Here is a 22918-nt window from a genome sequence, read left to right on the forward strand (position 1 = left end):
GATCGGTGTCCCTCATCCTCTCGGAGAAAGGTCGAGCCCGTCGTCAGCCCACGCCATGACGGTCGGGTCGTGCGTTGCCACGACGATGGCGGCGCCGTCATCACGGAGTTCGGAGAGCCGAGCGAGGACCTCCGCGCCGGTGGTCACGTCGAGAGCCGCGGTGGGCTCGTCCGCGAAGACGACCGGCGGCCGTCGGATGAAGAGTCGTGCGAGTGCGAGGCGTTGACGCTCACCGCCGCTCAGGGTGTGTGCCTTCGCTCCCTCGGCACGGTTCAGCCCGACGGACGACAGGGCGGCACGTCGGAGGAGCGCGCGGTCGGGGCGCTTCGTCGATGATCCGATGAACGCGACGTCGAGGTTCTGCCGGACCGACCAGTTGTCCTCCAGCGCGCTGTTCTGGAACAGGTGACCGATCGTCGAGCGGTACAACGCCGAGCGCTGCCGCCCGCGGACGCTCGTCACGTCGTGACCGCCGATCTCGATCGCGCCGGTGTCGAGCGGCGACAGGAGCCCGAGGCAGCGCAGCATCGTCGACTTCCCGCTCCCGCTCGGCCCGGTGATCGCGAGCGAGCTGCCGCCTGGCACGGCGAACGTGACGTCGGACCACAGCACTGTCCCGCCGTGCGCCTTGCCGAGTGACGTCGCACGGACGGCTTCGTTGCTCATCGCAGTTCCTCCTTGTGCAACCGTCGGGCGATCGTGACCGACACGAACAGGATGTCGACTGCGGCGCTCGCGAACACCGCGGGCGCGCTTGCCTGTGATCCGGCGACGATGTGCGCCACGGTCGTCGCGGCGATGATCGTCAGTGGGAGTGCAAGGACCGGGGCTGCGGCGACGGAGAGCCGACGGCCGTGCAGGAGCCCGATCATCGTGCGACGACTGTGGATCATCGTGATCGCGCGACCGGTGAGCGCGGCGGACCACAGGAGCACGAGGAACACCACGACGAGCGCCGCGACCGCGTACCGGAGTTCACGGTCGATCACGGCGGATCGGTAGGTCACGAAGTCCCGCAGCGGCTCGATCGTGGCGACACTGCGGGTCAGCCCGTGCGCCTCCAGGTCTGACCGCAACGCAGCTTCGTCGGTGAAGACGATCTCACCGGTCGTCATGTTCGAGGTCAGGTAGTTCTCCGACATGGAGACCGTCGCAGCCGGGAGGACGGCGATGACGGGGGACTCGAGCGTGCTGGTCGCCGCGATGTCGTCCGTGGCGTAGTCGAACACCCGGCCCTGTTCAACACGGACCTCGTCGATGTCGATCGTGGTCGGGATCGCTCCGGGGTCGGTTGAGTTCTCGCGCTGGAACGACAGGAAGTCCCGCCACGCACGACGCTCGCCACCCGTCAGTCGCACGCCTTCCGGGACGAGCAGGGTGAGCGCCTCGGGATCGAGCTGCGACGGGATCACCCGGCTGACAGTGGGTGAACGCACGGGCTGTTCGCGCAGGTACTGGGCGTTCACGATGAGGACGTTGCCGTCGTCCGGACCGTGTTTCCCCGGATCCGGTGACGCTAGGTGGTCGGCGAGGATCGCCGACCCGGTGGCGTCCAGACGCGTGTACACGCCGGCCAGTCCGACCTCGGCCGCGTCCAGCTCGGCAATTGACGACTGGAACCGCAGCTGAACGTCGTCGAGCGATGTGCGCCACATGCCTCGCTCCGACGCGTCGTGTCGTGCGAGCTCGACGCTGCGCCACGTGGAGGCAGCTGCACCGGACGCCAGCGCGAGGGCGACGACGTTTCCGACCATCGCGACGGAGAGCAGGGTCCGCCACGGACGCTCGCCGGCGATGCTCCGCGTGATCGAGCTGGCCGGGACCACCGCCGCGGTGAGCGTCGCGAACGCCAGGACCACCGCGGACGCGACGATGCCGAGTCCTGCGGTGACGACGAACGTCCCGAGTCGAGCCCCACCGTTGACGATCGAGAGCACCGTGGCCGCGAGGCCGGTGCCGACGAGACCGCAGACCATGGCGCGTGCGGCGATCGCGACGGCATCGAGGCTCGCGGATCGCAGGACGCCGCGGCCGTGGGAGGCGGCGATCGCGACGGCGTTGCGGCGTGACGCCTGCCACCCGGCGACACCGATCACCATCGCGACCACGAGACACCCCGTGAGCGGGATCGCGGGGACCTCGCTGACGATCCAGAGCGAGACGAACAAGGGCGAGAGCGGGTTGACCGTCACTACGACACCAGAGTCTGACAACGATGTGGCGAACGCCCGCGCGGACACACTGCCGGCATCGGTGACGTACATCCCGTTGATCTGGTTGTCGGGCAGGGCCGTGAGCGGTCGGAAACTGGTGATGAGGGTGGGGTCGAATCCCGAGACCTCCTGGTCGAGGGCGCCGAATCCTTGAGCGGCTCCGCGGTTCGCGACGTACTCCGTTCGCCTGACCCCGGTTCCGGAGTCCGTCCGCTCTTCCTTCAGGACGGTCATGTCGTGCTCGGCGGCGGCGTCACGGACAAGGCGCTGGAAGGCGCCGTCCTGCGAAGCGTCGGAGTCCCACACGGTGATGATGTCGGTCGCGGCGGGTGCCAGGTCGTCGATGACTGCTGTGACGAGGAACGCGAGCCCGATGACGAGCGCGACGGTCCCCGCGATGAGTGTCCGGAACATGTCGGCGGAGCGGCTCCCGGATCGTCACCGATCCGGGAGCCGGGTCCTGATCGGCCTACTTGACGAACCGGTAGTAGGCGTTGTTGCCGGCGAAGGTCTTCGTGATGGACGACTTCGCCGTCGCGCCGCCCGCGGTGTCCGGACTCCGCGCCATGAGGCCCCGGCCGTTCTGGACCGACGATCCGTGCTTCCGCGACGGGTGGTAGAAGAACGAGTAGACGGTGTTGTTCGGGCCGTTCGTCCCGTACGTCCACGAGCCGCCGCCCTCCGGCGTCACCGTGTAGTTCGGTGCGATGGAACCGACGGACGGCATCGCCACGCCGTGTTCCTCGAGGACCGGGTTCGCGGTCGTCGGCGCTGCGACCGGAGTCGCGCTCGCGGCGGTCGGTACCGCGAGCGCACCCGCTGCGGCGAGAGCGAGTGCGGCCGTGATGAAACGAATTCGCATGATTCCCCAATCAGGTGGCGTCATCGCTGACGTGGACGGACCCCCTGGCCGGTACTGGGAAACGTAGCAGAAAGAATGCGTCCGCTGATACGTCAGATACGCAGCACGTACGAGAAGGTCGCTCGGGCTCGTGCGGGGTCGGGGGTCTCGCCGGAGATGAGGTCGGCGTAGGTGAACGACTCGGAGATCCGCACGAGTAGCCGCGCGAGCTCCTCGGCGGACAGCGGGGACGGGTCGAACGAGTCCGCCACCAGCGCCGTGATCGCGGTGACGAGCCGGCCCTGGACATCGCTGTCCGAGGTGGTGAGGAGCCGCAGCGCACGGGCGGGTTCCCTCGTGAGGAATGCCCGGAAGTACGGCGCGGCGATGAGGTCGGCGGTGAACCGGTCGAGCACGTCGACGACCCGCTCGGCTCCGGACGGCGCCGCCGATCGGGAAGCGGCGTCGAGCGTCGGGACGGCGAGGGACCAGAGGATCTCGGACAGCAACCGGTCACGGTTGCCCACCCACCGGAACAGGGACGTACGGTCCACGCCGAGCGAGGCGGCCAAGGCGCCCATGTCGATCCGGGACCCGGCGATGAAGGTGTGACGAGCCTCCCGGAAGGCGCGCAGCGCAGAATCCGACGTGTACACGCGAGCCTCCCTTGCAACGTTTCCGAGAATGATGCATCGTTGGTCCCATGTCAACGACGACGCCCACCACGACCCTGCTCGAATCGGACTTCTACGGCTTCGCGCTGCAGCTGACCGACCAGGAGCGGGCGTCGATCGGGCGACTCCGGGAGTACCTCGAGCGCGACGTCGCGCCCATCGCCGACGAGTACTGGGCGCGCGCCGAGTTCCCGATGCAGGTCATCACGCCGCTCGCGGAACTCGGCATGTACGGGCCGGGCGTCTCGCTCGTGCGGCAGTTCGAGAACTCGGCCGTGTACCGCGGGTGGGCGGCGCTCGAGCTCGGTCGCGTCGACGCCAGCGTGGCCACGTTCATCGGCGTCCAGTCCGGCCTCGCGATGAACTCGATCGCCGTCGCCGGCAGCGACGAGCAGCAGCAGGAGTGGTTGCCGCGCATGGCCGCCGGCGAGCTGATCGGGGCGTTCGGCCTCACCGAGCCGTACTCGGGCAGCGACTCCGCGAAGGGACTGCGTACCACCGCGCGGCGCGAGGGTGACGAGTGGGTCCTCGACGGCGAGAAGCGCTGGATCGGCAACGCCACGTTCGCGGACGTCGTCGTGATCTGGGCGAAGGACGTCGCGGACGGGCAGGTCAAGGGCTTCCTCGTCACGACGGACACCCCCGGCTTCACCGCGACGAAGATCGAGGACAAGATCGCGCTCCGCGGCGTGCAGAACGCCGACATCGTGATGCAGGGCGTCCGGGTCCCCGAGTCCCGCCGGCTGCAGCGTGCGACGTCGTTCCGCACCACGGCCGAGGTGCTCCGCCTGACCCGCACCGAGGTCGCGTGGCAGGCGGTGGGCATCGCGGTCGGCGCGTACGAGGCGGCACTCGCGTACGCTCGCGAACGGATCCAGTTCGGCAAGCCCATCGCCGCGCACCAGATGGTGCAGGACCTCCTCGTGAAGTCCCTCGCGAACATCACGGCGTCGATCGCGCTCTGCACCCAGGCATCGGCGATGCAGGACGCCGGCGTTGGTGGCGACGAGCACTCGGCGCTGGCGAAGGCGTTCGCGACGGCGCGGATGCGCGAGACGGTCGCGTGGTGCCGCGAGGTCCAGGGCGGCAACGGCATCGTGCTCGACAAGGGCGTCGCGCGGTTCTTCGCCGACTCCGAGGCGATCTACTCGTACGAGGGCACCCGCGAAGTGAACACCCTCATCGTCGGGCGCGCGATCACGGGCCAGGCCGCGTTCGTCTAGCGCGCGGCCCAGAACTCCGCGATCCGGTCCGCGATCGCGGATGCCTGCGCGCGACCGGCCTCGGCGCTCGGTCGCTGGGTCGACAACGACAGCGAGTTCGCGCCGAACGCCTGCGTCGAGGCGCTGTCCGCGACGACGACCTCGACGCTCGACCCACCCGCGCGGAGCGCCTCGACGGACTGGTCGAGCCACGGCCCGAGCGGAGACGGAGCCTCGGGGCCGCAGGCGATGACCAGGACGCGCTCGTACCCAGCGGCGACGTCGGCGTTCGTCGCCGAGCGCATCCCGCCGTCGATGTACGGCCGCCCTTCGATGTGGACGGGTGACCACACGAACGGCACCGAGCAACTCGCGGCGACGGCGCGGGGGAGCGGGACACCATCGGCAGCGGTGAGGACGTGGAAGGTGCCGTCGGTCGCGTCGATGGTCGTGATCGCGAGCGGGCGGTCCGGCCACGTGGTCGACGGCAGGGTCTCCGAGAACGTGGCGGCGCGCTCGTCGTCCGACTGCCCGGCGGTCACCTGCTGCGCCGCGTGGCCGAGTCGTGCGCGGCCGTCCTGCTCGGAGGTCGCGCCGGCGAGCACCTGCCCGATCTGCTGCTGGATCGCCTCGCCGTCGATGACGCCGGGCTCCTCGTAGCTCGTCGGTAGCGGCGCGATCTGCTGCTCGAACGCGCCGCGGACACTCCCGCTGCGCACGAAGGTCCCGACGACGCTGCCGGCGCTGGTGCCCACCACGAGGTCGGCTGCGGCGAGGTCCACGCCGGCGTCCTCGAGTGCCGAGAGGACCCCGAGCTCCCACGCGATCCCGGCGACTCCACCACCTCCGAGGACGATCGCTCGGGTTCCGGCAGCGGGCGGCACGAGTTCGCTCATGCACCATGCTTACCAACCCGCGGGGCCCACGACCGGCGAGCGGGCGAAATACCCGGGTGGGCATGCGTGCCGACCCTGGTATTTCGCCCGCCCGCGGGAACGCATGCCGCCGCCGGAATGCTGATCAGGGCGGGCGGCGCGGCGGACGGGGCCACGGACGGACGGGAGGCACGGTGCGGGCCCGCACCGTGCCTCCCGTCCGACCTGCGGTCGCGTCGGACGACGCGACCCGGCCTGCCGACTACAGGCCCGCGGTCTGGGCGATCCAGTCGCCGCTCTGCGACAGGATCGCGTAGTTCGACCCGGCGTTCGTGTTCGAGCCCGGGTCGGCGACGTCACCGGTGGAGCAGACACCGACGACCTCGCCACCGACGATGAGCGGCCCGCCGGAGTCGCCGTGGTTCGACGCTCCCGAGATCCCCGTCACGTGCTGCGCGTCGCCGGAGTACGCGTCCGTGGAGTGCCCGGAGAGCGACACGCTCGCCTGGTAGAGCCCGTCGGTCGGCTCGCTGTCCGCCCGGTTGCCGTAGCCCATGATCGTGCCCGTGCCCGACGTCTTCGTCGTGTAGCCGAGGTCGAGCTGCGCGTACGAGCTCAGCGTGACCGGGGTGGAGAGGTGCACGAGCGCGATGTCACCCTCGGGTGCGCTGTAGAGCTCGTCGGCGGCGGTCGCCGGGCCCCGGTCGGCGGTGCTGTTCGAGTGGTAGACGTTCATCGCGGTGGTGCCGTCGACGCAGTGGTTCGCGGTGAGGACCCACTCGGCGTTGAGGGCCTCGCCGGTGCAGCCGTAGCTGGCGGTGCCGCCCTGCTGGAAGACGAGCTGCACCTCCCACGGCGTGTTCGGCGCCTGCTCGCCGCCGATGACCTGCGGAGATGCGGTGGCGGCGTTGGCGGTGGTCGCGCCGAGGGACCCGCCCACCAGGGTGAGGGCGGCGGCTGCGGTGATGGTGAGTGCTCGGAGAGCGCGATGCTGCATGACGATTCCTCTCATCGAATGTCATGCCATCGTGCTGCGCCCCCTGTTCGAGGGACAAGTCGGGTCTGTTGTGGACCCGGTGTGTCACCCGTCCGCCTGGACGGTGGCTCCGTTCGACCGGGCCGAGCGGGCGAGGGCCTCGAGTTTGTGGCTCAGCTCGAAGCGCCGTTCCTCGCGCCGGTGCACCAGGTACTCGGCGTGCACGAGGGCGTGCAGGAGGCGGTACGCCGTGGGGAGCGGGAAGCCGAGGACCTCGGCGATCTCCTTGGCGGTGGCGCTGCCGCGTTCGGCGACCGCCTCGAGGATCGCCAGGGTCTTCGCGACGGTCTGCACGCTCGAGTCACGGGCGGGTCTCGGGGCGGCCTCGTGGGTGGTGGAGCCCGGGGTGACGGGGTGGAGCGGATCGACACTGATGCGCATTGGTCGATGCTCCACCCATCACACCCGCGATGGCAAGAAGGTGCCGCTACTCCGGCTGCACGTCGATGAGCACCTTGCCGACCGTGTCCTGCTCGACCGCGTCGTGTGCCCGAGCGGTGTCGGCGAGATCGAACCGGGTGATCGGCAGTCCGGCGTCCACACCGACCGGCAGGACTCCGTCGTGGAGCGCCTCGGTGACGTCCTCGGCAGCAGCCGTCAGGGCCTCGTCGCCGATCGTGTAGAGCAGCAGGAACTGGTACCGGGCGTTGACGCTCATGTTCGGGCGGATCGGGAGCGTCGCCTCGTCGCCGCCGTTGTTCGCGTAGATCGACACGACGCCGTGGTTCGCCAGGACGTCCGCGACGAGTGCGGCGTTCTGCGGGATCGACACCTCGACGATGATGTCGACGCCGTCCGGGGCGATCTCGCGGATCCGCGCGGCGGCGTCGTCCTGCCGGTAGTTCACCGTGTGGTGCGCACCGGCGGCCGTCGCCAGCGCGGCCTTCTCGTCGGAGCTGATCGTCGAGATCACGGTCGCGCCGGCCCACCGTGCGAGCTGGATCGCCGCGTGCCCGACCGCACCGGCACCGCCCGCGACGAGCACGGTCACGCCGTCGAGCGCGCCGGGTCCGAGGCGCGAGGGGCCCTCTTCGTGCGTGGTCAGTGCCCGGTGCGCCGTCATCGCGGGGACGCCGAGCGATGCGCCGACGTCGAACGAGACCCCGTCCGGGAGTCGGACCGCGCGGGCCACCGGGACGACGGTGTACTCCTGCGCAGTGCCGGTGGGGCGACCGGACGCGGACATGTAGAGCCACACCCGGTCACCGACGGCGAGTTCGTCGACCCCGGGACCGACGGCGTCGACGATCCCGGCGCCGTCCTGGTTCGGGGTGATCTCCGGGAACGGCAGACCGTCGCCGTAGGTGCCGCCCTGTCGGGCCTTCCAGTCCGTCGGGTTCACGCCGGAGACGACGACGCGCACGCGCACCTCGCCGGCGCCTGGATCCTGCGGCTCGCGGTCGGCGAGGGAGAGGACGGACGAGTCACCGGGCTTCGTGTAGACGATCGATCGCATGCCTCCACGCAACCACGTCAGCGCCGGGGAGATTCCGAACGTGCGGTGTCGTACTCGTCACGCGCGACCTCGACGTCGGCCATGTGCGTCGTCGCCCACCGCTCGAGCGGCTCGAGCACGGAGCGGAGCGATCGCCCTGCGTCGGTCAGCTCGTACTCGACGTGCGGCGGGATCTCGGGGAACACCGTCCTGGTCACGAGCCCGTCACGCTCGAGGGCCCGCAGGGTCTGCGTGAGCATCTTCTGCGACACCCCCTGTACGCGATTCGCGATGACGGAGTACCGCTGGGGTCCGTCCGCCAGGGTGCCGATCGTCAGCACGCTCCAGCGGTCGCCGATCCGGTCGAGCAGCTGCCGGCTGGGACAGTCCGCCGCGTACGGGCTGTACTCGAGTGCACTCACGACGACCTCCGTTACGCACCACGAGGTGCCTACTTACCAAAAGAGAGTAACGCCCCTAAGGTGAGTCGAGCAAGCACGCACCACCACGAGAGGAACACGCATGTCCACCATCGTCGTCTTCGGAGGCACCGGGTACGCCGGCTCCGCCATCACTCGCGAAGCGCTGTCCCGCGGCCACCAGGTCGTCGCCGTTGCCCGCGACACCACGAAGCTCGAGCCCGCCGAGGGTCTGACCCTCGCGCAGGGCGATGCGTTCGACGCCGCCTTCGTCGCCGAGGTCACCAAGGGCGCCGATGTCATCGTCGTCGCACTCCACGCGGTGCAGGCCGACGGCAGCGAGCTCAAGGACCGCTTCCAGCCGTTCGTCGACGCCGCAGAGGCCGCGGGGGCACGCCTCGGGATCGTCGGCGGTGCCGGGTCGCTGCTCGTCGCCGACGGTGGCCCCCGACTGTTCGACACGGCCGAGTTCCCGGACGCGTTCAAGGGCGAGGCGAAGAGCCACGGGCAGATCCTCGACGACCTCCGTGCATCCGACACGTCCGTGGACTGGTTCTACGTCAGCCCGGCAGCGGCCTTCGGCGGCTACAACCCCGGCGAGCGTCGTGGCACCTACCGGACCACCGACGAGGTGCTCCTCACCGACGCCGAGGGCAACTCCGACATCTCGGGCGAGGACTTCGCGATCGCGTTCGTCGACGAGATCGAGACCCCCGCGCATCACCAGGCGCGGTTCGGCGTCGCCTACTGAGCGTCGCGCCCGCGTACGAACATCGCACCCCGTCCTGACGGGGTGCGATGTTCGTTTCGGAGTGCGAGCCGGGACGGGACGACGGATCGGACGGGAGGCCCGGTGCGGGCCCGCCACGAGCCTCCTGTCCGTCAGCGGTGCCCGACGATCGCCGGGAGCGGCACGTGGTGCCGCATCCGGACGCCGAGGTGGAACCCACCGCGACGGGCGAGCACCAGGCCGATGACGGCCGCTGCCGCGGCCGGCACCCCTCCGGCAACGACCATGCCGACATGGGCGCCGAAGTGGTCGACGACCTGACCCATGAGCGGTCCACCGATCGCCTGTCCGCCGAGGAGCACGAGGATGTAGAGCGACATCACGCGGCCGCGGATCGCGACGTTCGACGACAGCTGCACGAGTGAGTTCGAGGCCGTCTGGAAGAGCAGCTGTGACATGCCGACCGCGACGAGCATCACGGTGAACGGCGCGATCACGGGGATGCTGCCCGACACGACGAGCAGGATCCCGGTCCAGAACACGCCGCCGACGATGGTGCGCAGCCGGACCACGGCGCGACGCGTGGACAGCAGGGCGCCGACGAGGGCGCCGACGGCGATCGCCGAGTTGAACACGCCGTAGCCGCCGGCCCCGACGTCGTACACCTGGGAGGCGAAGGCCGACAGCAGGACCGGCATCGTCAGCGCGAAGACCGAGAAGAACGCGACGAGGACGACCGGGACGATGATCGTCGGCTTCCCGATCGCGTAGCGGAGCCCCTCGACGAGCTGGCCCTTCGCGCGTGGTGTCGGCGGGGTGCGGTGCAGCTCCGAGACGCGCAGGAACCCCAGCGTCACGACGACCGCGGCGCAGGCGACCGCGTTCACACCGAACGACCACCCGGCACCGACGGCGACGAGCAGCGCCCCGGAGAGCGCCGGGCCGATCATCCCGCCGAGCTGGAACACCGAGGAGTTCACGCTGATGGCGTTCCTGAGATGTTCGTGGCCGACGATCTCGGTCACGAAGACCTGGCGAGCCGGGTTGTCGATGACGGTCACCATCCCGACCACGAACGCGATCGCCCAGATGTGCCACGCCTGCACCACCCCCGCGAGCGTCAGCACCGCGAGCAGTGCCGACAGCACCGCGAAGGCGCCCTGGGTGATCATCATCAGCGCGCGCTTCGAGAAGCGGTCGACGATCACCCCGCCGAAGAGCCCGAAGAACAGCATCGGGGCGAACTGGCACGCGACCGTGATGCCGACCTGCGCGACCGAGCCGGTGAGCTGCAGGACGAGCCAGTCCTGCGCGATGCGCTGCATCCACCCGGCGGTCATCGCGACGAGGTTCGTCGCGGTGAACAGCCGGAAGTTCGGGACCGACAGGGCGATGAGCGTGTGCCGCCAGGGCGGTCGGGTGGCCTGGATCGGCAGGGGTTCGGTCGGCGGGTAGAGGGTCGTCGATGACGCGCTCACGGGGTGGGGTCTCCGGCTGTCGGTGGCGGAATCGGTACCCCATCGAAACTACTTGTGACGAACCCATTCGATCCCCGTATGGTTGCTATCACTCCATTGCGATGTCGAATGAGGTACGCGTGCTCGATCCCGTCCTGCTGCAGACCTTCCTCGCCGTCGCCGAGACGCAGAGCTTCACCCAGGCGGGGGCGCGACTCGGCATCAGCCAGCCGACGGTGTCCCAGCACCTCCGTCGGCTCGAGACGGCGGTGTCGCGGACCCTCGTCGCGCGGGACACCCGCGGCGTCAGCCTCACGGACAACGGGGACGCGATGGCCGGGTTCGCGCGGACGATCCTCGCGGCCCACGCGACGGCTGATGCCTACTTCTCCGGGTCGGCCACACGCGGGCGGCTCCGGTTCGGCGCGGCGGACGACCTCGCGATCACCCAGCTGCCGCGGATCCTCCGGGACTTCCGGCGACTGCACCCCCAGGTGAACCTCGAGCTCACGGTGAACCAGTCGTCACCGCTCCTGCGTCGGGTGCACGCCGGACAGCTCGACCTGGTGTTCATCAAGCAGACCGCGGGGGAGTCCGCCGAGGGCACCAGGGTCGCGACGGACCAGATGGTGTGGATGGCGCAGGACGGCATCGCCGTGGAGCGGGACGAGCCGGTGCCGCTCATCGCGTACCAGGCGCCGAGCATCAGCCGGCAGATGGCGATCGACGCGCTCGAGGCCGCCGGTCGCACGTGGCGGATCACCTGCAACACGCGTGACGTGAACGGGGTGCTCGCCGCCGTCCGGGCGGGGATCGGTGTCGCGGTGTTCCCGCACTCGCTCATCCCCGCCGACCTCGTGAAGGTGTCGCAGCGGTTGGGGCTGCCCGACCTGCCGGCGGTCGACTACGTCCTCATCGCGAACCCGACCGTGCAGCGCGAGCCGATCGACGCCCTGACGAACGCCATCCTGTCCCGGGGTGTCGTCCGCGCGGTCTGACCGAGTTCGTGCCCGCCTGGTCGCCGGGTCGGGGGCATCGAATGCGCGGAAGTGGTGGGCGCGAGGGGCGAGAGGTCCCCGTTTCGGCACACTCGATGCTCCCAGAGGGGCGCGGGGGAAACGAGTGCGCGGAAGTGGTGGGCGCGAGGGGCGGGAGGTCCCCATTTCGGCGCACTCGATGCTCCGACAGGGGCGCGGGAGCCGGAGCGGGCGCGTTAGGGGACGAGGGTGGGGGTCAGACCCGAGCCGGTGAGGTCCGGCAGGGTCACGCCGGCCATCGGGAGGACGGCGGTCGCGACGGCCCAGAGCAGCGCGAGCGTGCCGACACCACCGAGGACGGCCCCGAGGAGCGCGACCGGCCGCTGCCACGTCGCCGCCGGGTTCCGCAGGGTGGCGATCGAGAGCACGACGCCGAGCAGGCCGATCGCGACACCCGCCGCGTGCACGGACGCGGGGGCGAGGAACCACCACGCCGCGAGTCCGAGCGCCGCGATCCCGGCGACGGCGCCGAGGACCGCACCCGGCGTCGCGCCGAGCGGGCGGCGCGCGGTCCGCTTCGTGGTCGCCTCCGCGTCGGACGGGAGGCTCGGCTCGGCCTGGGCGTCGACGGTCACCTCCGCCTCGTCACGGGTCGCGGCGCGGGTCGACTCGGGAGCATCCGTGACGACCGGGGCCGGAGCGGCCGCGGGCCCGGCTGCCGGGGCCAGGACGGCTGGTGCCGATGCCTCGGACATCGGGAGCGCCTGGGCGACCTGCTGGTGGGTGACCTGCTGGTGGGCGAAGCGTGCGGGGGTCCGGTACCCGACGGGACCGACGGGAGCCGGTTCGGACCCCGCGACGACGACGTGCTCGAGCCCGGGCACCGAGAACCGCGGCTGCCCTGCCTGCGGGACGACGGGTCCGGCGGGCGCGGTCGGACGGGGTGCGGGCGCACCGACGAGCACGGGCGCGTCGACCGGGGGGACGGGCGCAGGGGAGACGGGTGCAGGGGACGAGGGGTCGCCGACGAGCTGGTCGAACGGCACGGTGTGCACGGTCGGCGACGTCGGGGCCGGCGGGAGGTGCTCCTCCACGGGTGGGTAGTCCGGCGCGACGGCGTCCGGATCGAGCACCGCGGCTGCGTCGGGAGGGCTGGACGGAGCCGGCGTCGAGGTGGCGGCGACCTGCGGCGGGGTGGGCTCGACCGTCTCGGGGACGGGTGCCGAGGCGGCGGACGCGGGTCGGGCCTCCTGATCGGCCGCGCCGTCGACGAACGGGGTCGTCACCCAGGCAGGGACGGGACGGCGGGGTCGTTCGGAATCGGGTAAGCGATGCGACGCCACTGTTCGGCTCCCTCCGTAGGCTGATCCATCGTCAGTTCTAACGGCAACCGGTGCCGGTGTCGCAGCCCCAGTTCCGGGGACGCCGGTACGGTCGGAGCATGGCAGCGATCGAACACCGTCCACTCGGCCCCTCCGGGCTCGTCGTCTCCACCGTCGGCCTCGGCTGCAACAACTTCGGCAGGCCGGGCACGGTCACCGAGACGCAGGACGGCACCGACGCCGTCGTGCACGCCGCACTCGACGCCGGCGTGACGCTCCTCGACACCGCCGACGTCTACGGCGGGACCCCCGGGCAGTCGGAGTCGATGCTCGGCAAGGCGATCGCCGGACGTCGCGACGAGGTGGTCCTCGCGACGAAGTTCGGCATGGACATGCGTGGCACGAACGGACCGGACTGGGGCGTCCGCGGGTCCCGGCGCTACGTACGGCTCGCCGTCGAGTCGTCGCTGCAGCGCCTCGGCACGGACTGGATCGACCTGTACCAGATGCACCGGCCGGACTCGGTGACGCCGATCGAGGAGACGCTGTCCGTCCTCGACGACCTGGTCCGCGAGGGCAAGATCCGCTACGTCGGGCACTCGAACTTCGCCGGGTGGCAGATCGCCGAGGCCGAGCTGACCGCGTCGATCGCCGGCACCACGGCGTTCGTGTCCGCGCAGAACGAGTACAGCCCGCTCGCCCGCGGCGCCGAGGCCGAGGTCCTGCCGGCGGTCCGCGCGTACGCGCTCGGGTTCCTGCCGTTCTTCCCGCTGTACAACGGGCTGCTCAGCGGCAAGTACACCCGCTCCGGCGGCCCCGCCGACGGTCGGCTGTCGAAGCTCAAGCCGGAACTCCTCGAGAGCGCGCCGTGGGACGTGCTCGAGGAGTACCAGGGCTTCTGCGACGAGCGCGGCGTCACGATGCTGCAGGCGACGTTCGCGTGGCTCCTGGCGCAGCCGGGGCTGACGAGCGTGATCGCGGGTGCGACGAAGCCCGAGCAGATCACGCAGAACGTGGATGCCGGCACCGCGTGGGCGCCGAGCGAGGACGACATCGCCGAGATGACGGTCATCTTCGACGCGGCCTGATCGCGGCGATGGGGCTCACATGTCGCGGTAGCGCTTCGCGTCGGCCACGGCCTGCTCGAGCTCGACGGCTGCGTACGGCTTGACGTAGCCGGGGGTGTCGCGCTGGATGCGCCATCCCTCGGCGAGCGGGCCGATGTCCACCGGGTCGAAGCCGAACTCGTCGAGCAGGTCCGACACGACGCGCTTGGCGTCGGCGTCGTCGCCGGCGACGACGAGGGCACGGCGACCGGCGGTACCCGTGGGCGTCCCGGCCGTCGTCAGGTCGGCGGCCGCGATGTGGTTGAAGGCCTTGACGACGCGGGCGTCCGGCAGGCGGTCCTGCAGCAGTTCGGCCGTGGTCGTCGACTCGTCGTCGAGCGCCGCGATGTGTCCGTCGCGCTGCGGGTAGTAGTTGTTCGTGTCGATCACGACCTTGCCGACGAGGGGCTCCACGGGGATCGTCTCGATCGCCGCGAGGGGGGTCGTCACCACGACGAGGTCCCCTGCTGCCGCCGCTTCGTCCCGCGTGACCGCCCGTGCCCGGTCGCCGAGTTCGGACACGAGGTCCGCCAGCGTCTCCGGTCCGCGCGAGTTCGCGATCGCCACGTCGTACCCGTGCTGCACCGCCAGTCGTGCCAGCTGTCCGCCGATGTTGCCTGCTCCGATGATCCCGATGGTCGTCATGCCTCCAGACAACGCCGTGCCCCTCGGTGCATTCCGAGGCATGATGGCGGCATGGCACACGAGTTCCGCGACGAGGCAGACCGCTCGAGGTACGCGATGTACGTCGACGGCGCGCTGGTGAGCGTGCTCGACTACCGCGAGAACGACGACGCCGTCGCGTTCCCGCACACGTACACGGTCCCGGCGCACCGCGGGCACGGCTACGCCGCCGAGCTCGTCGAGTACGCCGTGGCCGACGTCGAGTCCCGGAACGACAAGCGCATCGTCCCGATGTGCTGGTTCGTCGGCAAGTGGTTCGACGACCACCCGGACAAGGCACCGCTCCTCAGCCGCAGCGTCGCGGACTGAGCCCGACGACAGGACCCACCGTGCGACAGATCGTCCCCTTCATCTGGTACGACGGGCAGGCCGAGCAGGCCGCCACGTTCTACACCTCGGTCATCCCGGACTCGTCCGTCGACCACGTCGAGAAGCTCCCGGACGGGACGACCCTGGTGGTGGAGTTCCGCCTGGACGGCCAGCCCTACCGCGCGATCAACGCCGGCCCGGGGCACCCGCACACCGACGCGATCTCGTTCCAGGTCGACGTGGAGGACCAGGCAGAACTCGACCGCATCTGGGACGCGTTCGTCGACGCCGGCGGTACCCCGGTGGCGTGCGGCTGGATCACGGACGCGTGGGGCGTGTCCTGGCAGGTGACCCCGGCGGACATGGGCGAGATCATGAGTGCCGGCGGCGACCAGGAGGGCGCGGCACGGGCGTACGAGGCGATGCGGCAGATGGTGAAGCTCGACATCGAGGCCCTGCACGCGGCGGCACGGGGCGACTAGCCCGGCTGCGGGTTCGCGCAGACCGTCGGCGGATCGCGCGCTGCTCGGCGGTTCACCGGGGTCCGGAGTTGTACCCCACCGGTATGGTGACGGGCACGGAACGACAGGTTGGAGTCAGGATGGACCACCCGAGGTCCGACGTCCGGGACGCTGACATCGGACGCGCCTACACCGAGCTCTCCCGGATCACCCGGCGTGCGAGCATCAGGGCCCGAGGGGACGACGCCGTGCTGAGCGTCGTCGACCAGTCGCTCGTCGACTTCGTCGTACTCCACCCCGGCTGCATGGCCATCGACATCGCGCGGTACCTCCGCTTGAACCGGTCGACGATCTCCCGGCAGCTCGCCGGGCTGCTCGCCGCCGGGCTGATCCGGACGACCGACGGCGGTACGGGGAACGCGAAGCCGCTCGAGGCGACCGACGAGGGACGCGCGGCACTCGCGCGCTCCGTGAAGCTGCACCGCGACGCCCTCGACGAGCGGATCGCGAGCTGGTCGGACGACGACATCGCCCTGCTCGCCGGGCTGCTCGAGCGGCTGGGCGCCTCGGACGAGGCAGGTCTGCCGATGCCGGCCCGGGCGACGGACACGGACGTGGACCCGGACCTGCCGAAGGCATGACGACCTCGATCGTCCTGCTGTCGGACACACACCTGCCGAAGCGGGCGAAGGACCTCCCCGCCGGGCTGTGGGACGACATCGACGCCGCCGACCTCGTCGTGCACGCGGGGGACTGGGTGGACCTGACGACGCTCGACGCCGTCGAGGCGAGGGCCGCGCGGTTCGTCGGGGTCCGCGGGAACAACGACGGCCCCGAGTTCGACGACCGGCTGCCGCTCGTCGCGCACGTCGACGTCGAGGGGCTCCGGTTCGCCGTCGTCCACGAGACCGGTGCGGCGACCGGCCGCGAGCGTCGTGCGGCAGCGGCGTACCCGGACGTCGACGTGCTCGTGTTCGGGCACTCGCACATCCCGTGGGACACCGTGGCACCAGGGGGCCTCCGGCTGCTGAACCCCGGCTCGCCGACCGACCGTCGGCGCCAGCCGGATCACACCTGGATGCGCTGCACCGCCTCGGACGGGTCGCTCGACGTCGAGCTCGTCCGGCTGGCGCCGAAGTCCCAGGGCATGCCGAGCTCGTAGGGCATCAGGAAGAACGCCAGCTCCCACCGGGTCGACTCGCGGAACGCCCGGGCCATGTCGCCCCGCACCGCCGGCGTGGCCGCGCGCGCGAGTTCCTCGACGAGGTCCGTCGCACGGGCGCTCGACGCCGCGAAGTCCGGGTCGCCGTACGCCGCGATCCAGTCGGCGAACGGGTGTCCGACCGGTGCGGTGCCGAGCTGTGCCCCGACCCACGCGTACACGCGGAAGCAGGGCAGGACGGCGGCGGCGAGCACGGCCACGTCGGGGTGCGTCGCGGCCGCCGCCAGGTGCGCGAGGTAGCCCGCGCACGTCGGGTGCACCGGGTCGTCGGCGTGGGTGCCGGCGAGTCGGCGGTGGTGCAGGGTGGCCGCTTCCTCGCCGCAGCCGGCAGCGGCGGCCTCCCAGAAGGCGGCATCGCTCCCGGTCGCGCGGTGCCCGATCGCCGCGAGGTGCTGTTCGTACGCGCGGAGGTAGTGCACGTCCTGCGCGAGGTAGCCCGCGAACACGTCCGGCTCGAGCGTGCCGTCGGCCATCCGCCGGATGAACGGGGTCGCGATCGTCGCGTCGAGCAGCTCGCGGACGTCGTCCCACCAGGCGTCGGTGAACCGGGGTGCCGGCAGGGCGGCGCGGACGAGCGCCCCGTGGTCGATCGGCCCGTTGCCGCTGCCGACCTCGAGTGCGTCCGCGCCGGCGAGCGCTGCCGTCAGCCAGTCCTTCGCCGTGCCGACGGCGACCTCCCAGTCGCCGTGCCGGGCGACGAGCGTCGCGATCGCGCTCGACAGGGAGCACCCGGTGCCGTGCGTGTTGGTCGTGTCCACCCGCCCCGCGGTGAACACCCGGACGGTGCCGTTCGGTGTGACGAGGACGTCGTCCGACCGGTCGCCGCCGGCGTGCCCGCCCTTCGCCAGCACGAGCACGTCCCACGCGGCGGCCACACCCCGTGCCGCTGCGATCGGGTCCGTGTCGTCGACACCAGCCAACCCGGCGAGCACGGCCAGCTCGGACCGGTTCGGCGTCACGAGGTCGGCCAGGGCGAACAACCCCGTCATCGCCCGCTCGGCGTCCGCGTCGAGCAGCCGGTCGCCGCTCGTCGCCACCATCACCGGGTCGACGACCACGTACGGCGGGCGGTTCGTGCGGAGCCAGTCGGTGACCTCGCCCACGACCGCGGTCGTGCCGAGCATGCCGATCTTCACCGCGTCCACGACGACGTCGTCCGACACGGCGTCGAGCTGGTCGCGCAGGACACGGACGTCCGGCACGTGCACGGACCGGACGCCGCGGGTGTTCTGCGCGACGACGGCGGTCACGACCGCCATGCCGTAGCCGTCGTGTGCGGCGATCGCCTTGAGGTCGGCCTGCAGTCCGGCACCGCCAGTCGGGTCGGTGCCGGCGATGCTCAGCACCCGGGGCGGCCGGCTCACCGCGAGCCGCCCCACGCAGCCACGTACGCCGCGGCCGCGGCGCCGGGGTCCGGCGCTGCACAGATCCCGGAGACGACGGCGACCCCCGAGGCACCCGCAGCGCGCAGGGGCGCCACGTCGTCGAGGTCGACGCCGCCGATCGCCACGCACGGCATGTCCGTCGCGGCGGCGAGGCGTGCGAACCCGTCGCGGCCGAGTGCCGGCGGGTGGTCCGCCTTCGTCGCGGTCGGGTGTACGACACCGACGCCGAGCAGGTCCACGGTTCCGCGGGGGAGTCGTGCGACGACGTCGAGGTGGGCCGTGGTGTTCGCGGTCAGCCCGACGTGGGCGTCCGGCCCGAGGAGCGCGCGCGCAGCCGTCACCGGGACGTCCGACTGCCCGAGGTGCACACCGGCGACCCGGTGCCCGGCGTGCCGAGCGGCGAGGGCGACGTCGAGTCGGTCGTCGACGACCACGGCCGCACGGTCGCCCACCGCGTCGGCGACGGCGGCCGTCAGTGCGAGGAGGTCCCTGGCGCTCGCGCACTTGTCCCGCACCTGCACGATCCCGACCCCGGCGTGCACGGCAGCCCGGACGACGCCGAGCACCCCGTGTCCGTGCCGGTCGCAGAGCGCGCCGTCGGTGACCAGGTAGACACCGAGCCCGGTCATGCGGCGACCTCCTCGGTGATGCGTGCCGTGGCGACGACGTCGGCGGGCGTCAGGGATGCCAGCCGGTCGAGGAACAGCGGCTGGAACGTCCCGGGACCACCGGCGTCCCGCGCGGCGAGCTCGGCGGCGATGGTGTGCACCGCGGTGCCGGCGACGGTCGCGGCGAGCGGGTCGTCCGGGGCGACGGACGTGAACGCCGCGATCACGGCGCCGAGTGCGCACCCGCCGCCGGTGATCCGGGTGAGGAGCTCGGTCCCGTTCGCGATCCGGACCACCGTGCCGGAGCCGCCGGGGGCACCGGTGCCGGCCACCAGGTCGACGGGACCCGACACGGCCACGGTGCCCACGAGCCTCTCGGCAGCGTCGACGGCGGACGCACGCGCGTCGTCGGTGCCGGCCGTGCTGTCGACCCCGCGCCCACCGGCGGAGTCCCCGAGCAGCGCGAGGACCTCGGACGCGTTGCCGCGGAGCACCGTCGGACCGATGCCCAGCAACTCGCGGGCCAGGGCGGTGCGCACCGGGAGCGACCCGACCGCCACCGGGTCGAGGACCCACGGGGTGCCGTGCTCGGCCGCTGCGCGGGCGGCCTCGACGGACGCGGCCCGGGGCTCGGCGTGCGGCGTGCCCGTGTTGACGAGCAGTGCGTCGGCGACCCGGGCGAACGGACCGGCCTCGGTGGGGACGTCGACCATCGCGGCCGAGGCGCCGAGTGCGAGCAGCACGTTCGCGGTGACGTTCTGCACCACCGAGTTCGTGATGCACTGCACGAGCGGTGCCCTGGACCTGACGGCCTCGAGCAGTTCGGCGGAACGGTCGGCCCAGGCAGGAGCGGGCGCAGGAGTGTTCATCGGACGATCCCTTCGCGAGTACGAACTCGAGCAGGTTCGACGGGTGTGATCTCAGCCGCCGGATGCGGCACCCCGTGTCTTCGGACGAAACGGTACACGACCTCCGCGGTCACATGACGGGTGCCGTGTGACAGGCTTGGGGCGTGCCAGACGCGCTGCCTCCAGGTCCGCCGCCAGGTCCCCGCGACCCCGGCGACGCCTGGGCGTACGGACCCGACGGCACCAAGGCGTGGGGTGTGTTCGGTGCAGCCGGCCTGCTCGTCGACGACGGCCGCGGCCGCGTCCTGCTCCAGCACCGTGTCGAGTGGAGCCACCACGGCGGCACGTGGGGCATCCCCGGCGGTGCCCGGCACGAGCACGAGGACGCCGTCACCGGAGCGCTCCGGGAGTCCGCCGAGGAGGCGGGCGTGCCGCTCGACGGCGTCGACCTGCGCCACACGTCGGTGCTCGACCTCGGGTTCTGGACGTACACGACCGTGGTGGGGCGAGCCTCCCGGCCGTTCGAGCCGGTCATCGCGGACCGGGAGAGCCTCGCGCTGTCCTGGGTCCCCGTCGGCGAGGTCGACGACCTGCCGCTGCACCCGGGCTTCGGTGAGTCGTGGCCGGCGCTCCGTTCCGCGATCGGGGTCATGCCGCACGTCGTGGTCGATGCCGCGAACGTCGTCGGCAGCGTGCCGGACGGCTGGTGGAAGGACCGAGCGGGTGCCGCGTCCCGCCTGGTCGACGGCGTGACGGCGCTCGCCGCGGTGGGTGTCCCAGCGCCGCTGCTCGACCTCGGGTTCACGCGGTGGTGGCCGCGGTGGACCGTCGTGCTCGAGGGCGACGCCCGCGGCGCGACGTCGGAGCCGGGACCCGGGGTGTCCGTGGTGCTCGCGGACGGGTCAGGGGACGACGCGATCGTGGCCGCTGCCTCGGCTGTGGTCGCCGCCGGTGATGCCCCCGTGGTCGTCGTGACGGCTGACCGGGAGCTGCGCGCCCGCGTCGAGGCGATCGGCGCGACGACCCGCGGCCCTTCGTGGCTCCGCGACCAGCTGTAGCGTCCGTCCTCGCGCCGCCGTCCCCTCGGGACGCCGCCGTCCCCTCGAGACGCCGCCGAAACCGGGGGTGTCTCGACGACTCGGCGGTGTCTCGACGAGCTGGCGGCGCGGCTACGCCGGTATGTGACGGCGGGACGACGCCAGCACCGCGATCCACGACACGACGCCGAGCGCCACGATCACCCAGAGCACGAGCGGCAGCGCCACGACGTTCGCCACCGCGGCGATGACGGCCGGCGCGAGGAACCCCGCGTACGCGGCCGCGTAGAACACCCCGGTCAACCCGGCGAGGTCCCGAGCGCCCGCGATCCGCTGCACCTCGAGCAACGACGACACGAGCGCGATGCCGATCCCGACGCCGATCACCACGTTCGCCGCGATGCCGATCCACACCGACTGCAGCTCGATCGCGACGGTGACGACCGCGATCCCGAGGGTCATCAGGAACACCGCGGTCGCGATGCCCCGCGCCGACGCGATCGAGTGCACGTGCTTCGCGAGCGGCTGGATCGCGCTCGACACCCCGAGGGCGACGACGGTCGCCGCGGTCGCGAAGACGAGCCCCCAGGTGCCGGTCGCCCCCTCGAGCCGGGTCGGCAGGTACCCGTAGCCGATCGCGGCGGACCCGAAGATCCACGGCGCGCCGACGAGCACCACGCGGGTGAACCGACGGTGCCCGGCGCTCGGGACGCGGAGTTGCCGCCACCAGGGGCCGGCGAGCCCACCGGAGCGCTGGGTCTCCGGCGTCCGCCAGACGATGACGGCGAACGGCAGCGCGACCGCGATGTGGACGAGGAAGGGCAGGACCTCGGGGATCGGGCCCCACTGCGCGATGAGCCCGGCGACGAGTGCACCGGAGGCGGATCCGAGGGTGAACGCGAGCGACGCGCGACGGGCCCCGGAGCCGGCGTCCGCCGTCGGGTCGAACCTGCCCTGCGAGAGCTCCTTCACCCAGCTGTTGCCGACGGCCATCGCGATGCCGACGGTGACACCCGCGAACAGGCGCCCCGCCATCAGGAAGCCGGGGCCGAACGGGCCGAGCGCGAGCAGACCGCTGCCGACGACGGCGGAGGCGATGCCCGCGAGCATGAGCGGGCGTCGGCCGTGCCGGTCGGACAGGGACCCGGCGACGAGGAGCGCCGGCGCGAGCCCGAGCACGTACACGCCGAGGAACACGTTCACGAGCACGGACGAGTAGTGCGCGCGCTGTTCGTACATCAGCAGCAGCGGGCTGAACTGGTTGCCGCCCCACGAGCACACGAACACGGCGCCCCAGACGGCGACCCACGGCATCACGTGGGCGCGGGGGACCGCCAGCGAGCCGGTCGTCGGGATCGACCCGGTGGCGCTCACAGCGCGCCCCGGTGCGACGCGACGTGGGCGCCGAGCACCTCGGCGTAGCGGGCGGCGTCGCCGTCCTCGAGCGCGCGGGCGAGCGCACGGTGGTCGTCGAGCGACGCCTGCAACTGGGACGGCTGCACCCGCATCAGCTGGTGCCGGAGCCGCTGCTGCCGATCGCGCAGCGTCCGGGCGAACAGGACGGCGATCGCGTTCCGCGACGCGCCGATCACGGCACCGTGGAACTCCGCGTCCACCTCGATGAACCGGTCGACGTCGCCGTCGCGGACGGCCGCCTCCTGCTCGGCGAGCATGGCCTGGAGGCTCGGGGCCAGGTCCGCCACGCGGCCGTCGGAGACGACGCGGGTCGCGGCCGTCGACTCGATCGCCTCGCGCATCTCGAGCACGTCCGCCGCCTCGTTCGGGGACATCGGGCGGACGACGGCGCCCTTGCGGGACTCCAACGCGATGAGCTCCTCGGCGGCGAGCCGGAGGAACGCCTCGTGCACCGGCGTCCGGGAGATCCCGAGGTCCTGGCAGATGGCGTTCTCGCTGATGGCGGTCCCGCCGGCGAGGTCCCCGCGGATGATCGCCCGCTTGACGTGGTCGTAGGCGCGGTCGGATGCCGCCTGGGTCGTCGCCGTGCTGTTCACGATCTCCGATCCTACGCCTTGCATGCAAGGCTGCATGCACGCGGGTACCCCGCCGAGGAACCGCA

General features: G+C 71.8%; 26 protein-coding genes and 1 riboswitch. Of the genes, 9 read left to right on the top strand and 17 right to left on the bottom strand.

Translation table 11 applies throughout. The annotated features are described in order from the left end of the window. Positions 1 to 12: 12 nt before the first annotated feature. The 4 genes from QK288_RS09725 to QK288_RS09740 form a co-directional block, all read right to left on the bottom strand. Positions 13 to 666: an ATP-binding cassette domain-containing protein gene (locus tag QK288_RS09725; RefSeq protein ID WP_281264124.1), complete on the bottom strand. Its 654-nt coding sequence runs from the start codon at positions 664 to 666 to the stop codon at positions 13 to 15. After that, positions 663 to 2627, bottom strand: coding sequence for a hypothetical protein (locus tag QK288_RS09730; protein ID WP_281264125.1), 1965 nt, complete (start codon positions 2625 to 2627; stop codon positions 663 to 665). Before QK288_RS09730 ends, QK288_RS09725 begins: the two co-directional genes overlap by 4 nt. A gap of 55 nt (positions 2628 to 2682) precedes the next feature. Next, positions 2683 to 3075 (bottom strand): lactococcin 972 family bacteriocin, encoded by a 393-nt coding sequence (locus tag QK288_RS09735; protein ID WP_281264126.1) that lies wholly within the window; start codon positions 3073 to 3075, stop codon positions 2683 to 2685. Positions 3076 to 3167: 92 nt separating this feature from the next. Continuing rightward, positions 3168 to 3710 carry a QsdR family transcriptional regulator gene (locus tag QK288_RS09740; RefSeq protein ID WP_281264127.1) on the bottom strand — a complete coding sequence of 181 codons (543 nt, stop codon included), beginning with the start codon at positions 3708 to 3710 and terminating at the stop codon, positions 3168 to 3170. Between the two features lie 47 nt (positions 3711 to 3757). On the opposite strand from QK288_RS09740, the gene QK288_RS09745 reads away from it, so the two are divergent. Then, complete coding sequence (locus QK288_RS09745; RefSeq protein WP_281264128.1) at positions 3758 to 4951, top strand: acyl-CoA dehydrogenase family protein; 1194 nt, start codon at positions 3758 to 3760, stop codon at positions 4949 to 4951. Here the strand turns inward: QK288_RS09745 and QK288_RS09750 are convergent. The 5 genes from QK288_RS09750 to QK288_RS09770 all read right to left on the bottom strand — a co-directional run bounded on the left by QK288_RS09750 (position 4948) and on the right by QK288_RS09770 (position 8698). Then, the gene (locus QK288_RS09750) at positions 4948 to 5826 is read right to left on the bottom strand and encodes a patatin-like phospholipase family protein (RefSeq protein WP_281264129.1); all 879 of its coding nucleotides are present in this window, start codon (positions 5824 to 5826) and stop codon (positions 4948 to 4950) included. The two genes, QK288_RS09745 and QK288_RS09750, sit on opposite strands and share 4 nt — an antisense overlap. Positions 5827 to 6067: 241 nt before the next feature. After that, positions 6068 to 6802, bottom strand: a complete 735-nt coding sequence (locus QK288_RS09755; RefSeq protein WP_281264130.1) for a S1 family peptidase — start codon at positions 6800 to 6802, stop codon at positions 6068 to 6070. A gap of 84 nt (positions 6803 to 6886) precedes the next feature. Continuing rightward, complete coding sequence (locus QK288_RS09760; RefSeq protein ID WP_281264131.1) at positions 6887 to 7222, bottom strand: helix-turn-helix domain-containing protein; 336 nt, start codon at positions 7220 to 7222, stop codon at positions 6887 to 6889. A 46-nt stretch (positions 7223 to 7268) separates the two neighbouring features. Beyond that, the gene (locus tag QK288_RS09765; RefSeq protein WP_281264132.1) at positions 7269 to 8297 is read right to left on the bottom strand and encodes an NADPH:quinone reductase; all 1029 of its coding nucleotides are present in this window, start codon (positions 8295 to 8297) and stop codon (positions 7269 to 7271) included. Positions 8298 to 8314: 17 nt separating this feature from the next. Continuing rightward, positions 8315 to 8698, bottom strand: coding sequence for a helix-turn-helix domain-containing protein (locus QK288_RS09770; protein ID WP_281264133.1), 384 nt, complete (start codon positions 8696 to 8698; stop codon positions 8315 to 8317). A gap of 100 nt (positions 8699 to 8798) precedes the next feature. On the opposite strand from QK288_RS09770, the gene QK288_RS09775 reads away from it, so the two are divergent. Continuing rightward, entirely contained in the window at positions 8799 to 9446 is a 648-nt protein-coding gene (locus QK288_RS09775; protein ID WP_281264134.1) for an NAD(P)H-binding protein, read from the top strand. A gap of 131 nt (positions 9447 to 9577) precedes the next feature. Here the strand turns inward: QK288_RS09775 and QK288_RS09780 are convergent, their stop codons facing one another. After that, the gene (locus tag QK288_RS09780; protein WP_281264135.1) at positions 9578 to 10903 is read right to left on the bottom strand and encodes an MFS transporter; all 1326 of its coding nucleotides are present in this window, start codon (positions 10901 to 10903) and stop codon (positions 9578 to 9580) included. A 119-nt stretch (positions 10904 to 11022) separates the two neighbouring features. Here QK288_RS09780 and QK288_RS09785 point away from each other — a divergent pair, with 119 nt between their 5' ends. Next, entirely contained in the window at positions 11023 to 11880 is an 858-nt protein-coding gene (locus QK288_RS09785; RefSeq protein ID WP_281264136.1) for a LysR substrate-binding domain-containing protein, read from the top strand. Positions 11881 to 12095: 215 nt separating this feature from the next. Here QK288_RS09785 and QK288_RS09790 read toward each other — a convergent pair whose 3' ends face one another. Then, a complete protein-coding gene (locus QK288_RS09790) occupies positions 12096 to 13145 on the bottom strand; it encodes a hypothetical protein (RefSeq protein WP_281264137.1) in 1050 nt (349 codons plus the stop codon). A 155-nt stretch (positions 13146 to 13300) separates the two neighbouring features. On the opposite strand from QK288_RS09790, the gene QK288_RS09795 reads away from it, so the two are divergent. After that, positions 13301 to 14269 (top strand): aldo/keto reductase, encoded by a 969-nt coding sequence (locus QK288_RS09795; protein ID WP_281264138.1) that lies wholly within the window; start codon positions 13301 to 13303, stop codon positions 14267 to 14269. Positions 14270 to 14284: 15 nt separating this feature from the next. Here the strand turns inward: QK288_RS09795 and QK288_RS09800 are convergent, their stop codons facing one another. Next, positions 14285 to 14974 (bottom strand): NAD(P)-binding domain-containing protein, encoded by a 690-nt coding sequence (locus QK288_RS09800; protein WP_348639017.1) that lies wholly within the window; start codon positions 14972 to 14974, stop codon positions 14285 to 14287. A gap of 9 nt (positions 14975 to 14983) precedes the next feature. On the opposite strand from QK288_RS09800, the gene QK288_RS09805 reads away from it, so the two are divergent. From QK288_RS09805 to QK288_RS09820, 4 genes are all read left to right on the top strand, one after another. Beyond that, positions 14984 to 15280, top strand: coding sequence for a GNAT family N-acetyltransferase (locus QK288_RS09805; RefSeq protein WP_281264140.1), 297 nt, complete (start codon positions 14984 to 14986; stop codon positions 15278 to 15280). Positions 15281 to 15300: 20 nt separating this feature from the next. Beyond that, positions 15301 to 15762 (top strand): VOC family protein, encoded by a 462-nt coding sequence (locus tag QK288_RS09810; RefSeq protein WP_281264141.1) that lies wholly within the window; start codon positions 15301 to 15303, stop codon positions 15760 to 15762. A 119-nt stretch (positions 15763 to 15881) separates the two neighbouring features. Next, positions 15882 to 16382 carry a MarR family transcriptional regulator gene (locus QK288_RS09815; protein ID WP_281264142.1) on the top strand — a complete coding sequence of 167 codons (501 nt, stop codon included), beginning with the start codon at positions 15882 to 15884 and terminating at the stop codon, positions 16380 to 16382. Beyond that, positions 16379 to 16903, top strand: a complete 525-nt coding sequence (locus QK288_RS09820; protein WP_281264143.1) for a YfcE family phosphodiesterase — start codon at positions 16379 to 16381, stop codon at positions 16901 to 16903. Before QK288_RS09815 ends, QK288_RS09820 begins: the two co-directional genes overlap by 4 nt. Here QK288_RS09820 and thiD read toward each other — a convergent pair. The 3 genes from thiD to thiM all read right to left on the bottom strand — a co-directional run bounded on the left by thiD (position 16810) and on the right by thiM (position 19825). After that, the gene (thiD, locus tag QK288_RS09825) at positions 16810 to 18327 is read right to left on the bottom strand and encodes a bifunctional hydroxymethylpyrimidine kinase/phosphomethylpyrimidine kinase (protein WP_281264144.1); all 1518 of its coding nucleotides are present in this window, start codon (positions 18325 to 18327) and stop codon (positions 16810 to 16812) included. The two genes, QK288_RS09820 and thiD, sit on opposite strands and share 94 nt — an antisense overlap. Further along, entirely contained in the window at positions 18324 to 18977 is a 654-nt protein-coding gene (gene thiE, locus QK288_RS09830) for a thiamine phosphate synthase (protein ID WP_281264145.1), read from the bottom strand. The genes thiD and thiE overlap by 4 nt, the downstream gene beginning before the upstream one ends. Next, entirely contained in the window at positions 18974 to 19825 is an 852-nt protein-coding gene (gene thiM, locus QK288_RS09835; RefSeq protein WP_281264146.1) for a hydroxyethylthiazole kinase, read from the bottom strand. The genes thiE and thiM overlap by 4 nt, the downstream gene beginning before the upstream one ends. Further along, a riboswitch (TPP riboswitch) is annotated at positions 19815 to 19910 on the bottom strand. Its footprint overlaps the gene before it by 11 nt. Before the next feature lie 58 nt (positions 19911 to 19968). Between thiM and QK288_RS09840 the strand changes: the two genes are divergently transcribed. After that, positions 19969 to 20862, top strand: a complete 894-nt coding sequence (locus QK288_RS09840; RefSeq protein ID WP_281264147.1) for an NUDIX hydrolase — start codon at positions 19969 to 19971, stop codon at positions 20860 to 20862. A gap of 111 nt (positions 20863 to 20973) precedes the next feature. Here QK288_RS09840 and QK288_RS09845 read toward each other — a convergent pair whose 3' ends face one another. Both QK288_RS09845 and QK288_RS09850 read right to left on the bottom strand, forming a co-directional pair. Next, positions 20974 to 22215 (bottom strand): MFS transporter, encoded by a 1242-nt coding sequence (locus QK288_RS09845; protein ID WP_281264148.1) that lies wholly within the window; start codon positions 22213 to 22215, stop codon positions 20974 to 20976. Next, positions 22212 to 22853, bottom strand: a complete 642-nt coding sequence (locus QK288_RS09850) for a GntR family transcriptional regulator (RefSeq protein WP_281264149.1) — start codon at positions 22851 to 22853, stop codon at positions 22212 to 22214. The genes QK288_RS09845 and QK288_RS09850 overlap by 4 nt, the downstream gene beginning before the upstream one ends. Positions 22854 to 22918 lie beyond the last annotated feature (65 nt).

This window comes from Curtobacterium sp. 9128, from assembly GCF_900086645.1.
Lineage (GTDB): Bacteria > Actinomycetota > Actinomycetes > Actinomycetales > Microbacteriaceae > Curtobacterium.

Bases quoted from the DNA above. Each gene is read 5' to 3' on its own strand.
- QK288_RS09725 (WP_281264124.1), bottom strand. From the start codon at position 666: ATGAGCAACGAAGCCGTCCGTGCGACGTCACTCGGCAAGGCGCACGGC.
- QK288_RS09730 (WP_281264125.1), bottom strand. From the start codon at position 2,627: ATGTTCCGGACACTCATCGCGGGGACCGTCGCGCTCGTCATCGGGCTC.
- QK288_RS09735 (WP_281264126.1), bottom strand. From the start codon at position 3,075: ATGCGAATTCGTTTCATCACGGCCGCACTCGCTCTCGCCGCAGCGGGT.
- QK288_RS09745 (WP_281264128.1), top strand. From the start codon at position 3,758: ATGTCAACGACGACGCCCACCACGACCCTGCTCGAATCGGACTTCTAC.
- QK288_RS09750 (WP_281264129.1), bottom strand. From the start codon at position 5,826: ATGAGCGAACTCGTGCCGCCCGCTGCCGGAACCCGAGCGATCGTCCTC.
- QK288_RS09755 (WP_281264130.1), bottom strand. From the start codon at position 6,802: ATGCAGCATCGCGCTCTCCGAGCACTCACCATCACCGCAGCCGCCGCC.
- QK288_RS09760 (WP_281264131.1), bottom strand. From the start codon at position 7,222: ATGCGCATCAGTGTCGATCCGCTCCACCCCGTCACCCCGGGCTCCACC.
- QK288_RS09765 (WP_281264132.1), bottom strand. From the start codon at position 8,297: ATGCGATCGATCGTCTACACGAAGCCCGGTGACTCGTCCGTCCTCTCC.
- QK288_RS09775 (WP_281264134.1), top strand. From the start codon at position 8,799: ATGTCCACCATCGTCGTCTTCGGAGGCACCGGGTACGCCGGCTCCGCC.
- QK288_RS09795 (WP_281264138.1), top strand. From the start codon at position 13,301: ATGGCAGCGATCGAACACCGTCCACTCGGCCCCTCCGGGCTCGTCGTC.
- QK288_RS09800 (WP_348639017.1), bottom strand. From the start codon at position 14,974: ATGCCTCGGAATGCACCGAGGGGCACGGCGTTGTCTGGAGGCATGACG.
- QK288_RS09805 (WP_281264140.1), top strand. From the start codon at position 14,984: ATGGCACACGAGTTCCGCGACGAGGCAGACCGCTCGAGGTACGCGATG.
- QK288_RS09815 (WP_281264142.1), top strand. From the start codon at position 15,882: ATGGACCACCCGAGGTCCGACGTCCGGGACGCTGACATCGGACGCGCC.
- QK288_RS09820 (WP_281264143.1), top strand. From the start codon at position 16,379: ATGACGACCTCGATCGTCCTGCTGTCGGACACACACCTGCCGAAGCGG.
- thiE (WP_281264145.1), bottom strand. From the start codon at position 18,977: ATGACCGGGCTCGGTGTCTACCTGGTCACCGACGGCGCGCTCTGCGAC.
- thiM (WP_281264146.1), bottom strand. From the start codon at position 19,825: ATGAACACTCCTGCGCCCGCTCCTGCCTGGGCCGACCGTTCCGCCGAA.